Here is a 14,233-nt window from a genome sequence, read left to right on the forward strand (position 1 = left end):
AGCTTGTTACAGCAGCCCCACCATCGGCGCGGCGCCCTGGCCCAAGATCGCCTTCACGCGCGCATCGCTCAGATCGCTGGTAAACTCCGCGCCCACGCGATCGCTGTTGGTCCAGCGGACGATCGCGCGGATCGCTTCGGTTTCGCCGGTAAAGCCCAGCCGGATGAACTGCCCCGGGCGGTATTCGATTGCGGCGGCGAAATGCAGGCAGCAGCCGTGGGTCGACAGGTCGACCAGACGCACCGCGTTCGCGTTGCTGGCGGGGGCAAGATCCTGCCGTTTGCGTATGCGCCGTTCCGAGGCGGCCTGGGCGGTATCGTGCTTGCGTTCCATTTCAACTCCTGCGTTCAGAGCGCATGAAGGCCATCAACGCCTGTTCCATCGGATCGAGATCGCCATCGGCGGGCAGGCGGTCATCGAGCCATTGCTGGTTGTCGGCCGAGACACGGTATTCCGCACGCTGTTCGGCGACGAAATCGGGTGTCGGGCGATCGGTCCGGCGGCGGCCAAATCCGCCGGTACTGCCAGCCCCGCGCCCGCGTACCGCCGAAACCAGGCCATTGGCACTGGTGCGCAGTTCACAGGCCACGGGGCGGTCCGTCGCGCGGCGCATCGGTACCGGCTCTGGGCCGATCTCGTTGTGCGGCGCATACGTCACCCCGGTCAGGCCCTGCCAGCTTTGCAGGTAATTGGCGATCCCTTGCACGAACAGCGTCGTCCATTCGGGCGCATTGTCCGCATCGAGCGTCGCGTCCTTAATGCGAAACAGCAATTCGGCTTCATCGGCATCGACCCGCGCCGAGCCCGACGCGCTTTGCGTAAAGATTACCCGGCGCAACAGCGCGCATTCCTGCGCGCTGACCCCGCCGCCTGTGATCACCGCGCGTTCGATCTGCGCCAGGATATAGCGTTTCATCGTGGCAGGCGCGGCCATCTTTTCCAGCAGATGGACCAGCAGCGCGATTTTGGCCGGCGTCGGGACCAGACCGCCGCGATCCATGTGCACGATCAGCCAATCGGCCTGCATCTGCGACAACGTTCCACGCGGATTGCCGGTATTGGTCAGGAATTCGCTGATCGCCTCGACGAAAAACATGGTCCAGGCATCGCTTGGCACCAGCACGTGTTCGTTGATCGCCAGGATGTCCTCGGCCTGCGCGGTCTCGGTGACGCCGGCGGGCCAGATATGGCGTCGCAGCGCCAGCACGGCCTCGTCGCTGATCGCTCCGCCCACCAGGCCATCGACATGTTCGTCGGCCTGCACGTCGTCGGTTGACCGGGCCGGCAATCGGTCCGGCGATTCGGGCGGCGCTACGGCCGCTAACGGGCGAAATTGCATCGTCATGACCGTACCCACTTGTCCCTAAGTGGATACGGTCATCGCAGATTGGGGTTTAAGACTGCTTTACAAGGCGTCCTTCTGTCACGCCCGTGCCATCAGGCGCGCAAATCAGGCGCCAGCGCTTCAGCTTTCAACATGGCGATCGCTTCGGCCAGCGGCACCACGCGCTGTTGCTGCTCGCCCAGCCGCCGGATCGCGACAGTGCCTTCGTCGGCCTCGCGCTTGCCCACGACGAGCAGGTACGGGACTTTCTGCAGCGAATGCTCGCGCACCTTGTAGTTGATCTTTTCATTGCGCAGATCGGCTTCGACGCGGATGCCCGCTGCGGCCAGTTGCGCAACGGCGGTCTGCGCATAATCGTCGGCGTCGGACACGATCGTGGCGACCACCGCCTGCACCGGGGACAGCCACACCGGCAGGCGACCGGCGAAATGTTCGATCAGGATGCCGATAAAGCGTTCGTACGAGCCAAAGATCGCGCGGTGCAGCATCACCGGGCGATGGCGCTCGCCATCCTCGGCGATGTAGCTGGCATCGAGCCGTTCGGGCATCACGCGGTCCGATTGCATCGTGCCGACTTGCCAGGTGCGGCCGATCGCATCGGTCAGGTGCCATTCCAGCTTGGGCGCATAGAACGCGCCTTCACCGGGCAGTTCTTCCCAGCCGTATTCGGGCGTGGCCAGGCCCGCCGTCGCGACGGCCTGGCGCAATTCTTCCTCGGCAATGTCCCACATCGCTTCGCTGCCGAAGCGTTTTTCGGGGCGCAGGGCCAGCTTGATGGCATAGGTAAACCCGAAATCCTTGTAGATCCGGTCTGCCAGTTCGCAGAAGTTCTTTACCTCCTCGACGATCTGGTCTTCGCGCGCAAAGATATGCGCATCGTCCTGGGTAAACTGGCGCACGCGCATCAGCCCGTGCAGCGCGCCATGCGGCTCGTTGCGATGGCAGCAGCCGTTTTCATAAAAGCGCAGCGGCAGTTCGCGGTACGATTTGATGCCCTGGCGAAAAATCAGCACATGCGCGGGGCAATTCATCGGCTTCAGCGCCATCCATTGCGCATCGTCGGAAACCAGTGGGCCTTCGTCTGCCACGTTGGGCACTTCGTCGGGGATGACGAACATGTTTTCGCGGTATTTGCCCCAATGGCCCGACGCCTCCCACTGGCGCGCGTCCATCACTTGCGGGGTTTTCACTTCGCGATAGCCCGCGCCGTCGATCGCGCGGCGCATGTATGCCTCCAGCTCGCGCCAGATGCGAAAGCCCTTGGGGTGCCAGAACACCGAGCCATGCGCCTCGGCCTGCAAATGGAACAGGTCCATTTCCGCGCCCAGCTTGCGATGGTCGCGCTTCGTCGCTTCCTCGAGGCGCAGCAGATGCGCATCGAGCTGTTTCTTGTTGAGCCAGCCGGTGCCGTAAATGCGGCTGAGCATCGCGTTTTTCTGGTCCCCGCGCCAATAGGCGCCCGACACGCGCGTCAGCTTGAACGCCGCCGGATCGAGCTTTCCGGTCGAGGCGAGATGCGGGCCCCGGCACATGTCGAACCAGTCGTCGCCCGACCAGTAGACGGTCAGTTCATCGCCATCCGGAAGCTCGCCCGCCCACTGCGCCTTGAACGTCTCGCCGCTGGCCTGCCAGCGCGCGATCAGGTCGGCGCGCGCCCACACTTCGCGGCGCAGCGGTTTGTCCGCGGCGATCAGCCTGCGCATTTCCGCCTCGATCGCGGGCAGGTCGTCCTCGGTAAACGGGCGATCCTTGCCGTCGATCTTTGGTGGTGCGAAATCGTAATAGAACCCATCGTCGGTCGACGGGCCAAAGGTGATCTGCGTGCCGGGAAACAGCGCTTGTACCGCTTCGGCCAGGATGTGCGCGAAATCGTGGCGCGCGAGTTCGAGCGCGTCGGCCTCGTCGCGCGCGGTTACCAGCGACAGCTGCGCATCGTGCAGCAGCGGCCGCGTGATGTCGACCAATTCGCCATCGACGCGCGCGCCGATCGCCGCTTTGGCCAGGCCCGGGCCGATCGCCGCTGCAATCGCGGCCGGGGTGGTGCCGGGCGCGACTTCGCGGACGGAACCATCGGGCAGCGTGATAGTCAGCATATCGGACATGGAGAAATTGCCTTTGCGCGTAAACGCGCACGCTTTGGCAGAAAGCGGGCGGTTCAGGAAGGGGGGAAGGTGCCCCGCCGCGCAAGCCATCGGGCCATGAGCCATCCCGCAATCATGCAGACAAACGGCATCGCCGGATAATGAAACCGCGACTGGCCCGAAAACACCACCGCGATCGCGGTCGGAAACAGCGCGACGACATAGGCGACCAGCCACCAGTCGACCACGCGCACGCGCGCTTTGCGCCGCGCGACCACGATCGGCCAGGGCGCAACGACAAAGCTGATCAGCAGCAGCCAGTACCACACCTGGTTGATCGCGCGCACGGCCAGGAACGCATGAGGCGCGGCCCTGAACGCCCATGATCCGGTTTCATAGGCCCATTGGCCTTCGCCGTCCGGGCCCCACAGATGCCACACTTTCAGCGGGGCGAGCGCGACGAAACGCACAGGGTGTGCCTTGATCCAGCCGGCGCCCAGCGCCCGCGATTGCGCATCATAGGCCACTTCGTCCCGCTCTTTCAGCGGGTCGATGCTGTGGACCAGCGCGTCGTCGGGGGTATAGCCGCCGCGCGCCGAATCGTTGTTGCCGGTCAGCAGCGTGATCCCGCCATTGGTCGACACCGTGACCCATGCGCCGAGCTCGCGGTGGTTGCGCAATGTCCACGGTGCGATCACCAGCGCGGCGGCGAGGAAAATCACCAGCGTGCGCACGGCGACATGCGGCGCACGGCGCCAGACATCGCCCTGCCGGTACAGCATGATCAGCGCGATCGCGGGGATGATCACCAGCGTCTGCGCCTTGACCAGCGTGGCGACGCCGAACACCAGCCCGGCGGCGATCGTCGCCAGCCATTGCGGTCGCGCGATCATCAGCCAGATCCCGCCCATCAGCAACGCGGTGTACAGGACTTCGGTCAACGCGAGCGGCACATAGAGGATCGCGTTGGGATAGACCGCCAGCAACAGCAATCCGCAACGCGCCGCCAGTTCGGAGCCGGTCAGACGCCGCCCCAGATCGAGCGTCAGCCACGCGGTCAGCGCGCTCGCCGCCCAGTTGATCGCGCCCACGGTCCAGATCGACACGCCGAACGCACGAAACGCCAGCGACAGCAGCCACGGCCAGCCCACCGGCCAGAACGCCGTCGGCATCCCGCGCCCGTTCAAATAGCCCAGCCCATGCGCCAGCATCGCCCCGTGGGCATAATACCAATCGGCATCGGACGACGGGACCACGGCAGCGGCGATCACCATCGCGCGCAAAGCCAGGTACACGCCAAACAGCACGGGCAGCGCGAAAGGCGCCATCAGCGCGCGGGTGATACGGTCGGAAAGACGGTCGAGCATGTTGGCAACTATACGCGCGGGGGGGTTAAAAAATGTGTGCCAACGCATCCCAAAGCGCGACCTGCCCCCCTCCCCTTCAGGGGAGGGGCCGCGCCTCACTCGCCAACGCCGATGAGATCATCGCAGCCTGGGGTTATAGACGAGAGGCCCCACCCCAACCCCTCCCCTGAAGGGGAGGGGCTTTAGAAAAGTGACCGGACCTTGGGATAAATCCGCTGTCATCGGCGAAAACGAGCGCTTATCACGCGGGCCATGCCTGACTACGCCATTCCCGCCCCGGTCGCCTGTCACACCATGCCCGATGGCCGGCGTCTGGCCTATCGCCGCCTGGCCGGCGCGCGGCCGATGGTCGTGTTCCTGCCCGGATACCGGTCTGACATGAACGGCGGCAAGGCGAATGCCGTGCTCGACTGGGCCCATACCCACGGTCGCGCGTGCCTGTTGCTCGACTATTCGGGCTGCGGGCAGAGCGACGGTGATTTTGCGCAAGGCACGTTGTCGCGCTGGTGCGAAGAGGTCGTGGCGCTGGTCGAGCTGTGCGGGCCGGGCCAGGTCGTGCTTGCCGGGTCGAGCATGGGCGGGTGGCTGATGCTGCTGGTGGCAGAGGTCCTGCGCGAGCGTGTCAAGGCGATGATCGGTATTGCCGCGGCGCCCGATTTTACCGACTGGGGCCGCGATCCGGTGGCAAAGGCGGCGCTGGCCGAGGGGCAGGTGGTCCATGACGCCAATGCCTATGGTCACGAGCCGACGCCGATGTATCCAGCCTTCTGGCTCGACGCGCAGGCTTCGCGCAGGCTCTCCATGCCGATCCCGTACTCCGGGCCGGTGCGCCTGATCCACGGGCAGGCCGATCCCGATGTGCCCTGGACGATAGCGCTGCGCCTGGCCGATGCGCTGTGTTCAGCCGATGTGCAGATCCACCTGATCAAGGACGGCGATCACCGCCTGTCGCGTGACGCCGATATCGACGTGCTGATCACCACATTGAGCGGCCTGTTTGCGCAGCCGCAAGGACTTGTCTGATGATTGCCCTGTTGATGATGCTGATGCAGATCGGGCCCGATCCGCATGTCTACAAGCAGACGCCGCTGCCGTTGATCACGCAGCAGCGTCGTGATGCGCCGGTTCCCACCACGCCGATGCCGCTTGCCGATCCGCTGTCCGAATGCATGACCCGCGCGCATGCCGATCCGGCGGCGGGGCTGGCCTATGCGCATGACTGGCTGACCGGCGCAAAGTCCGCCGATGCGCGTGTGCGCGCCAACCAGTGCATCGGCCTGATCGACAACGATCTGGCCGACTATGCCGGCGCACAAACTGCATTTGCCGATGCGGTCGCAGCGGTGCCGGCAGATGCCACAACCGCAGTGCCGATCATGGCCATGGCGGGCAATGCGGCAATGGCCAACGGCGATCCGGCGCTGGGGTTGACGTGGTTCGATCGTGCGCTGGCGGTCAAAGGCTATGATGCCGGCCCGGCACGCGGCGCGATCGAGGCCGACCGGTCGCGCGCGCTGGTCGCGCAGGATCGCATGGCGGATGCAGGCGCAGCGCTGGCCGAGGCACGCCGGCTGGCGCCGGGCGACGCCGGGGTGTTTCTGCTGTCGGCAACGCTGGCGCGGCGGACAAAGGATCTGAAAGCTGCGCAGGGCTATATCGAAACCGCCGCATCGATCGATGCGCGGGATCCGGCGATCGGGCTGGAGGCGGGCGTGATCGCGATGCTGTCCGGCCACGAAGCGGCGGCGCGCAAATCGTGGAAATCGGTGGTATCGGCCGCGCCCGACAGCAGCGAGGCCGAAACCGCGCGCGGGTATCTTGGCCAACTGGGCCCGGAAACGCCCGCGTCCCTTGAACCTGCATCGCCGCGCCCCACATCGGGAACAACCCCATAAATTCAGGCAGAACCCCGATGAAACTCTCTGTGCTCGATCTTGTCCCCGTGACCGAAGGCGGCACGATGGTTCAGGCCATGGCCGACGCCGCGCTGCTGGCACGTGCGGCCGAAGAGGCGGGGTATCACCGCTACTGGATCGCCGAGCATCACGGCATGGACGGCATTGCCGGCGGCGCGACTGCGGTCGTACTTGCGCATGTCGGCAATGCCACCTCCACGATCCGCATCGGGTCGGGCGGTATCATGCTGCCCAATCACAACCCGCTGGTGATAGCCGAACAATTCGGCACGCTCGATGCGATGTTCCCGGGCCGGATCGACCTTGGGCTGGGGCGCGCGCCCGGCGCAGACCAGCGCGTGGCGCGCGCGCTGCACAAGGATATCAATCGCGCGGCCGAAGATTTTCCGGGCGATGTCGTCGAATTGCAGGCGCAGTTTGCCGGCGATCCGCGATTGCCGCTGCAGGGCACCGCGGCCAAGGGGGCCAATCCCGAGCTGTGGATCCTGGGATCGAGCCTGTTCGGCGCGCAATTGGCCGCCATGCTCGGGTTGCCTTATGCCTTCGCCTCGCACTTCGCCCCCGATCAGCTCGATGCGGCGCTGGCGCTGTACCGCGAGAAATTTCAGCCCTCTGCCGCGCTGTCCGAACCATACGTGATGGCCGCGATCAATGTCCTGGCCGCCGACAGCGATGACGAGGCGGTGCTGCTGGCCAGTTCGATGGACCAGTCGTTCGTTCGCCTGCGCACCGGCATCCCCGGCCGCCTGCCGCCGCCGGTGCCGGGCTATCGCGAAACCCTGCCGCCGCAGTCGCTGGCGATGCTCGATCACATGCGCCAGGTTTCGGCGATCGGTAGCCCGCGCACCGTGGCCGGCCGGCTGGCCGCATTCCAGCAGCGCACCCGCGCCGACGAACTGATCGTGTCGGGCGCGACCTTCGATCCATCGAAACGCCGCCGCAGCCTGGCACTGATGATGGAAGCGCTACACGAACTGGCCTGATCATTGCGTTTGGCTTGTCAAAACGGCCAATCATTCCGAACAAATGTCATCCGGCTAGGCAAATCCACTGGCGGGGATCTGCAACAGCAGGTTAATATGCGCGCGTTAAGGACGGGCGGGTCGATGGGGCTTGCAGACTTTGGCGTGCAAAGTTAGGCCCGTTCGAATAATGCGCGGCCTTATAATAAAATAACAACACTGCCAAAAGGCGGGCTGCGCGGGAAGGACTATCATGACACCCGTGACCGATACCGTTTCGCACTCCGCTTCCGGCCCCGCGCTCGAGGCGACACTGGCGCAGCGGTTCGCTGATTCGCTGCTCCCGTCCGAAGCTGCCGATTTCGACGCGGCGCGACTGGCGCAGGCAGCACGGTTCACGCTTCGCGCCGCGGCCCGGCGCAAGGGCATCGAATCCTCGCTGGCGATCGAGAGCGTTGCCGGCACCGACACGAGCCCACGCTATCTGCGGATCGCGGTCATCAACGATGACATGCCGTTCCTGGTCGATTCGGTTTGTGCCACGGTCACCTTGCACGGGCTGGCGATCGACCGGCTGGTGCATCCGGTGATGGCAGTTCGCCGCGGACCCGAGGGCAAATTGCTCGGCCTGCCCGATGGCGAGGCGATCGGCGAATTGCGCGAATCGGTCATCTACCTTGAAACCGAGCGGGTCGATGCGCGCACCCGGCGCGAATTGACCGAGGCACTGCACCAGACTCTGGCCGATGTGCGCGCCGCTGTCGCCGACTGGCCGCGCATGCAGGCCGCGATGCTCGACGATGCGCGCGTTTTGGCCGATCCGGAGGCGGCGGCGCTGTTGCGCTGGCTGGCGGACGGGCATCTGACGCAATTGGGCCGTGTGGTCTACCACCGCGACGGCCGCCAGGAAGACCAGCTGGGCATGTGCCGGGCCAGCGCCGCGCCGCTGCTCAGCGACGGGTCATACGCGCGCGCCTTTGCCTATTTCGAACGCGCAGCCGCCGCCGAACGCCAGCGGATCCCGCTGGTGGTCAAGGCCAACCGCATCGCGCGGGTGCACCGGTTCGTGCCGATCGATTTGTTCATCATCCCGGTCATGGACAAGGGCCAGGTCGTCGCGCTGTCGGTGCATGCCGGGGTGTGGACCAGCAATGCGCTGTCGGCCGCGCCCGATCGCGTGCCGCTGTTGCGCAGCCAGCTTGAGCACCTGTCGGCCAAGCTCGGCGTCGGATCGCAAGGCCACGCGGGCAAGGCATTGGTCCACGCGATGACGACATTGCCGCATGATCTGCTGATCAGCTTTGCCGATGACGATCTGGAACGCATCGCGACGACGATGATGAGCCTGCTCGACCGGCCGCGCCCACGCATCGAACTGGTACGATCGTCGCTGGACCGGCATCTGTTTGCGTTTGTGTGGTTGCCGCGCGACCTGCAATCGACCGAAGTCCGCCACCGGGTGCAAGCGATGCTGGAAGATGCCGCCGGCGCGCAAGTGATCGACTGGAGCATGCAGATCGACGCCAATGCGCTGGCGATAACGCGCTTCGTGCTCGATATTCGCGATGGCGTCGGCGAACTCGATGGCGCCGCGCTCGACCTGGCGCTGCAACAGATGGTGCGCGGCTGGGAGGTTGCGGTCGAGGCCGAATTGGTCAAATCCGAAGACCCGTCGCGCGCCGCTGCGATCGCCGCGCGCTATGCCGACGGGTTTCCGCTCGGCTATCGCCACGCCTATGGCCCGGTCGAAGCGGCGGACGATATCCGCGTGCTGCGCGGCCTGGCGACAGGCACCAGCTCGGGAGAGGGGGTGCACCGCGCCGCACGGCTGCACCGGCTGGCTGCCGAAGACGACCTGCGCCTGAAACTGTACCAGCTCGATGGTGCGATCGTGCTGTCCGACGCGGTACCGGTGCTCGAAAATTTCGGGTTCAAGGTCATGCAGGAGGTGCCAACCGCGATCGCGAACGGCAAGCTGGGCTATATCCACGATTTCCTGGTCGGCGCGCCGGCCGACGCCGATGTCGATACGCTGCTCGACCGCGAAGGCGAGATCGAGGACGCGCTGGCCGCCGTGCTCAACGACGTGGCCGAAAATGATGGTTTCAACCGCCTGATCACCAGTGTCGGCCTGTCGCCGCAACAGGCGAACTGGTTGCGCGCGTGGTATCGCTATCTGCGCCAGACCGGGTTGTCGGTCGATCTGGCGAGCGCGGTCGCGGTGCTGCGCCGTGCGGCGCCCGTCACCCGTGCGCTGATCGATCTGTTCGTCGTGCGGCATGATCCGGCCTTTGCCGGTGACCGCAATGTGGCTGTGGCCGACATCGAAGCCGTAATCCGCACGGGCCTGGCCGAAGTCGCCGCGATCAGCGATGACCGGCTGCTGCGCGCGTTTCATGCCGCCATTACCGCGATCCTGCGCACCAATGCGTTCGTGCCCTCGGGCGAAGAAGCGCTGGCGTTCAAGATCGATTCGGCGCTTGTCCCCGGGCTGCCGCGTCCGGTGCCCTGGCGCGAAATCTGGGTGTATTCGCCGCGCGTCGAGGGCATCCACTTGCGTGCGGGCGCGATTGCCCGCGGCGGCCTGCGCTGGTCCGACCGGCGCGACGATTTCCGCACCGAAGTGCTGGGCCTGATGAAAGCGCAGCGCGTGAAGAACGCGGTGATCGTGCCGACGGGTGCCAAGGGCGGGTTTTATCCCAAGCGCCTGCCCGATCCGGTGCGCGACCGTGATGGCTGGCTGGCCGAAGGACGCGGCAGTTATCAGGTGTTCATCCGCGCGCTGCTGTCGATCACCGACAATCTGGTGGCGGGTGCCATCGCGCATCCCGCCGGTATTGTGCTGCGTGACGGCGACGATCCCTATTTCGTCGTCGCCGCCGACAAGGGCACAGCGACCTTTTCCGACATCGCCAATGCCATTGCGCAAGATCACGGCTTCTGGCTCGACGATGCCTTCGCCAGCGGTGGCTCGAAAGGATACGACCACAAGGCCATGGGCATCACCGCGCGCGGCGGGTGGATGTCGGTCCAGCGCCATTTCCGCGAGCTGGGCGTCGATGTGCAGGCCGATCCGGTGCGCGCGATCGGCGTGGGCGACATGTCGGGCGATGTGTTCGGCAACGGCATGTTGCTCAGCCGGGCGATCCGGCTGGTCGCGGCGTTCGACCATCGCCATATCTTTCTCGACCCCACGCCCGATCCGCTGGCCTCGTGGGAAGAGCGCGCGCGGATGTTTGCGCTGCCCCGGTCGAGCTGGGACGATTACAACCGCGATCTGCTGTCGGCGGGCGGCGGGATTTTCCCGCGCAGCCTGAAATCGATCCCGCTGAGCGATGCGGTGCGCCAGATGCTAGGCCTGACACAGGCCGAAATCGACCCCGAATCGCTGATTTCGGCGATCCTGCGCGCGCGGGTCGATCTGTTGTGGTTTGGTGGCATCGGCACATATGTGCGCGCGGCCTACGAAAACAACGTGACCGTGGGCGATCCGGCGAACGATCCGGTGCGCGTGGCCGCGGGCGAAGTGCGCGCGCGGGTGGTGGGCGAAGGCGCCAATCTGGGCCTGACGCAGGCCGCGCGCATCGAATATGCGCTGATCGGTGCGGGCGGCGCCGGCGGGCGGATCAACACCGATTTCATCGACAATTCGGCCGGCGTCGATTGTTCGGACAACGAGGTCAACATCAAGATCGCGCTTGCCGCTGCCAAGCGTGCCGGACGGCTCGATGAAGACGGCCGCGTCGCGCTGCTGGTCGAAATGACCGATGCGGTTGCGGAACTGGTGCTCGCCGACAACCGGTTACAGACGCTGGCGCTGTCGATTGCCGAACGGGGCGGCGCGCCGGCGGTGCCGTCGCTGCTGCGCCTGATCGACATGCTGGAAGAGGCCGGCGAACTCGATCGCAAGACCGAAGGCCTGGCTTCGTCCGAAGACTATGCGCGGCGCGCGGCGGCGGGCCAGGGCTTCACCCGGCCCGAACTCGCGGTGGTGCTCTCCACCGCCAAGCTGGCGCTGCAACGCGCTCTGGAAGACAGCACCGTCGTCGATGATCCGGTGCTGGAAAGCGAACTGGTCGATGCTTTCCCCGCTGCCATGCACGAGGCTTATGCCACGGAGATCGCCAATCACCGGCTGCGCCGCGAAATCATCGCGACCAAACTGGCCAACCGCGTGATCAACCGGCTCGGCCCGGTGCATCCGTTCGAACTGGTCGAGGAAGAAGGCTGCTCGCTGGCGCAAGTCGCCGCTGCCTTTGTTGCGGCCGAACGCCTGCTCGATTGCCAGGCGACCTGGGCCCTGCTCGACCATGCCGACATGCCCGAAGTGGCACGCCTCGCGATGTTCGACCGCACTGCGCGCGCATTGCGCGGGCATATCGCCGATGTGTTGCGCGCCGGACGCGGGACCGAGGCGATCGATGACCTGATCGACAATCTGGCCGGTGGGGTCGGCCTGCTGTCGCTAACCGCCGCCGAATTGCTGCGCGGCGAAGCGCAGAGCGAAGGGAGGCGACAGGCCGCCGAACTGGCCGCGGCGGGTATCCCCGACGAGATCGCGGCGCGTGTGGTCCATCTCTACGATATGGATGGCGCGATCGGCCTGGCGCATCTGGCGGCCGAACGCAAAGTCGATGCCAGCGTGCTGACCGCTGCTTTCGCTGATCTGGGCGCTGCGCTCGGGCTCGATTGGGCACAGCAAGCTGCCAGCCGTGCCAGCCCGTCGGACCCGTGGGAACGCCTGCTCGTCGCCGGGCTCGCGCGCGATTTTCAGCAGATGCGGCTGGAATTCCTCGCCCGCGCCGGCCACGCCGACCCCGCCGCGCACACGCAGACCTGGCTGGACCTGCAATCGGGTCCCGTCAGCCAGTTCCGCGCGCTGATCGCCCGTGCGCAGGCAACAGGTGTCGTGTCTCCCGCGATGTTGGCGCAACTGGCAAGCCAGGCGCGGACGCTGCTGATGCGTTAAAAATCCTCCCCGGAACGGGGGGGGACCGCGCGAAGCGTGGTAGAGGGGCGGCGCCTCATCATGCATCGCAAGCGATGTCGCACGATCCCCGCGAGCGCCACGGCGCATCCCGGCGTAGTCGCGTCCAGCCGCACCGCCCCTCCACCACTGCTTCGCGTGGTTCCCCTCCCCGTGCCGGGGAGGATGATAAATTTTGCCACTGTCACGCCGAAACAATCACGATCAGTTGACGCGCCCGCCAATTTGCCCAATCCGACGCATGATAAGCTGACGCAAAGGCAAGAAAATGGCGGACGTGGTGATTGTGGGCGCAGGACACGGCGGCGCGCAGGCGGCGATCGCCTTGCGCCAGAACGGTTTTGCCGGATCGATCGAAGTGATCGGTCGCGAGACTGAATATCCCTACGAACGCCCGCCGCTGTCGAAGGAATACCTGGCGCGCGACAAGACGTTCGATCGCATCATGATCCGCCCGGCGGCGTTCTGGGCGGACAAAGACGTGACGTTCACGCTCGGCCGCGAAGTCGTCAGCGTCGATGCCGAAGCGAAGACTGTGACGACCGACGATGGCGCCGACCATGCCTATGGCTCGCTGGTCTGGGCCACCGGCGGCGATGCGCGCCGGCTGACGCTCGACGGCCACGACCTGGGCGGGGTCCATGCGGTGCGTACCCGCGCCGATGCCGACCGGCTGATGAGTGAACTCGACGCCGGCGCCAAGCGCGCGGTGGTGATCGGCGGGGGCTATATCGGGCTCGAAGCCGCCGCGGTGCTGACCAAATTCGGCGTGCATGTGACGTTGCTGGAGGCTTTGCCGCGCGTGCTGGCGCGGGTCGCGGGCGAAACGCTGTCGGAATTCTACCAGGCCGAACACCGCGCCCATGGCGTGGATCTGCGCACCGACGTCGCGGTGTCGGCGCTGATGGGGGGGGCCAATGACAAAGTCATCGGCGTGCGCCTCGCCGACGGCCACGTCCTGCCCGCTGAAATCGTGATCGTCGGCATCGGCATCATTCCGGCCACCGCGCCGCTGATCGCAGCGGGCGCGACCGGCGTGAACGGCGTCAATGTCGACGAGCTGTGCCGCACCAGCCTACCCGACGTCTATGCCATCGGCGACTGCGCCGCCCACGCCAACAGCTATGCCGACGGCGCGACGATCCGCCTGGAATCGGTGCAGAACGCCAACGACCAGGCGACCACTGTCGCGAAAGGCATCACCGGCAATCCCGTGCCGTACAAGGCCGTGCCGTGGTTCTGGTCGAACCAGTATGACTTGCGCCTGCAAACCGTCGGCCTGTCGATCGGCTACGACGCCACCGTCACCCGCGGCGACCCGGCGACGCGCAGCTTCTCCGTGGTGTACCTGAAACAGGGCCGCGTAATTGCGCTCGACTGCGTGAATGCGGTCAAGGACTATGTCCAGGGCAAGAAGCTGGTTGAAACCGGCGCGGTGATTGCTGCGGAGCGGCTGGCTGATACGGGCGTGTTGCTAAAAGAAATGCTTTGATACTTGCGATCGGCATTGGCGCGTCGACAGACGTGCGAAATCATGGCGAATTCGTCACCTTCTCGCCAAATTAGTCTGGGGAT

General features: G+C 65.8%; 9 protein-coding genes. 5 read left to right on the plus strand and 4 right to left on the minus strand.

The genetic code is table 11. The annotated features are described in order from the left end of the window. Positions 1 to 6: 6 nt before the first annotated feature. The 4 genes from ACOOE2_RS03365 to ACOOE2_RS03380 all read right to left on the minus strand — a co-directional run bounded on the left by ACOOE2_RS03365 (position 7) and on the right by ACOOE2_RS03380 (position 4,793). Positions 7 to 333: a PilZ domain-containing protein gene (locus ACOOE2_RS03365; protein WP_420381610.1), complete on the minus strand. Its 327-nt coding sequence runs from the start codon at positions 331 to 333 to the stop codon at positions 7 to 9. A gap of 1 nt (position 334) precedes the next feature. Continuing rightward, positions 335 to 1,345, minus strand: coding sequence for a hypothetical protein (locus ACOOE2_RS03370; protein ID WP_420381611.1), 1,011 nt, complete (start codon positions 1,343 to 1,345; stop codon positions 335 to 337). 92 nt (positions 1,346 to 1,437) lie between these two features. Next, on the minus strand, positions 1,438 to 3,447 hold the full coding sequence (gene thrS, locus ACOOE2_RS03375; protein ID WP_420381612.1) for a threonine--tRNA ligase: 2,010 nt from the start codon (positions 3,445 to 3,447) through the stop codon (positions 1,438 to 1,440). Between the two features lie 53 nt (positions 3,448 to 3,500). Next, the gene (locus ACOOE2_RS03380) at positions 3,501 to 4,793 is read right to left on the minus strand and encodes an ArnT family glycosyltransferase (RefSeq protein ID WP_420381613.1); all 1,293 of its coding nucleotides are present in this window, start codon (positions 4,791 to 4,793) and stop codon (positions 3,501 to 3,503) included. A gap of 252 nt (positions 4,794 to 5,045) precedes the next feature. Here ACOOE2_RS03380 and ACOOE2_RS03385 point away from each other — a divergent pair, with 252 nt between their 5' ends. From ACOOE2_RS03385 to ACOOE2_RS03405, 5 genes are all read left to right on the plus strand, one after another. Further along, entirely contained in the window at positions 5,046 to 5,816 is a 771-nt protein-coding gene (locus ACOOE2_RS03385; protein ID WP_420381614.1) for an alpha/beta hydrolase, read from the plus strand. Then, positions 5,816 to 6,688: a tetratricopeptide repeat protein gene (locus tag ACOOE2_RS03390; RefSeq protein WP_420381615.1), complete on the plus strand. Its 873-nt coding sequence runs from the start codon at positions 5,816 to 5,818 to the stop codon at positions 6,686 to 6,688. Before ACOOE2_RS03385 ends, ACOOE2_RS03390 begins: the two co-directional genes overlap by 1 nt. Positions 6,689 to 6,705: 17 nt before the next feature. Further along, the gene (locus tag ACOOE2_RS03395) at positions 6,706 to 7,692 is read left to right on the plus strand and encodes an LLM class flavin-dependent oxidoreductase (RefSeq protein ID WP_420381616.1); all 987 of its coding nucleotides are present in this window, start codon (positions 6,706 to 6,708) and stop codon (positions 7,690 to 7,692) included. 232 nt (positions 7,693 to 7,924) lie between these two features. Beyond that, positions 7,925 to 12,640 carry an NAD-glutamate dehydrogenase domain-containing protein gene (locus tag ACOOE2_RS03400; protein ID WP_420381617.1) on the plus strand — a complete coding sequence of 1,572 codons (4,716 nt, stop codon included), beginning with the start codon at positions 7,925 to 7,927 and terminating at the stop codon, positions 12,638 to 12,640. Positions 12,641 to 12,926: 286 nt separating this feature from the next. Next, positions 12,927 to 14,150 (plus strand): NAD(P)/FAD-dependent oxidoreductase, encoded by a 1,224-nt coding sequence (locus tag ACOOE2_RS03405; protein WP_420381618.1) that lies wholly within the window; start codon positions 12,927 to 12,929, stop codon positions 14,148 to 14,150. Positions 14,151 to 14,233 lie beyond the last annotated feature (83 nt).

It is taken from the genome of Novosphingobium sp. (genome assembly GCF_965214355.1).
Classification (GTDB): Bacteria; Pseudomonadota; Alphaproteobacteria; order Sphingomonadales; family Sphingomonadaceae; genus Novosphingobium.

Coding starts and splice junctions, on each gene's coding strand:
- ACOOE2_RS03405 (WP_420381618.1), top strand. CDS start 12,927: ATGGCGGACGTGGTGATTGTGGGCGCAGGACACGGCGGCGCGCAGGCG.
- ACOOE2_RS03380 (WP_420381613.1), bottom strand. CDS start 4,793: ATGCTCGACCGTCTTTCCGACCGTATCACCCGCGCGCTGATGGCGCCT.
- ACOOE2_RS03395 (WP_420381616.1), top strand. CDS start 6,706: ATGAAACTCTCTGTGCTCGATCTTGTCCCCGTGACCGAAGGCGGCACG.
- thrS (WP_420381612.1), bottom strand. CDS start 3,447: ATGTCCGATATGCTGACTATCACGCTGCCCGATGGTTCCGTCCGCGAA.
- ACOOE2_RS03385 (WP_420381614.1), top strand. CDS start 5,046: ATGCCTGACTACGCCATTCCCGCCCCGGTCGCCTGTCACACCATGCCC.
- ACOOE2_RS03370 (WP_420381611.1), bottom strand. CDS start 1,345: ATGACGATGCAATTTCGCCCGTTAGCGGCCGTAGCGCCGCCCGAATCG.
- ACOOE2_RS03390 (WP_420381615.1), top strand. CDS start 5,816: ATGATTGCCCTGTTGATGATGCTGATGCAGATCGGGCCCGATCCGCAT.
- ACOOE2_RS03400 (WP_420381617.1), top strand. CDS start 7,925: ATGACACCCGTGACCGATACCGTTTCGCACTCCGCTTCCGGCCCCGCG.
- ACOOE2_RS03365 (WP_420381610.1), bottom strand. CDS start 333: ATGGAACGCAAGCACGATACCGCCCAGGCCGCCTCGGAACGGCGCATA.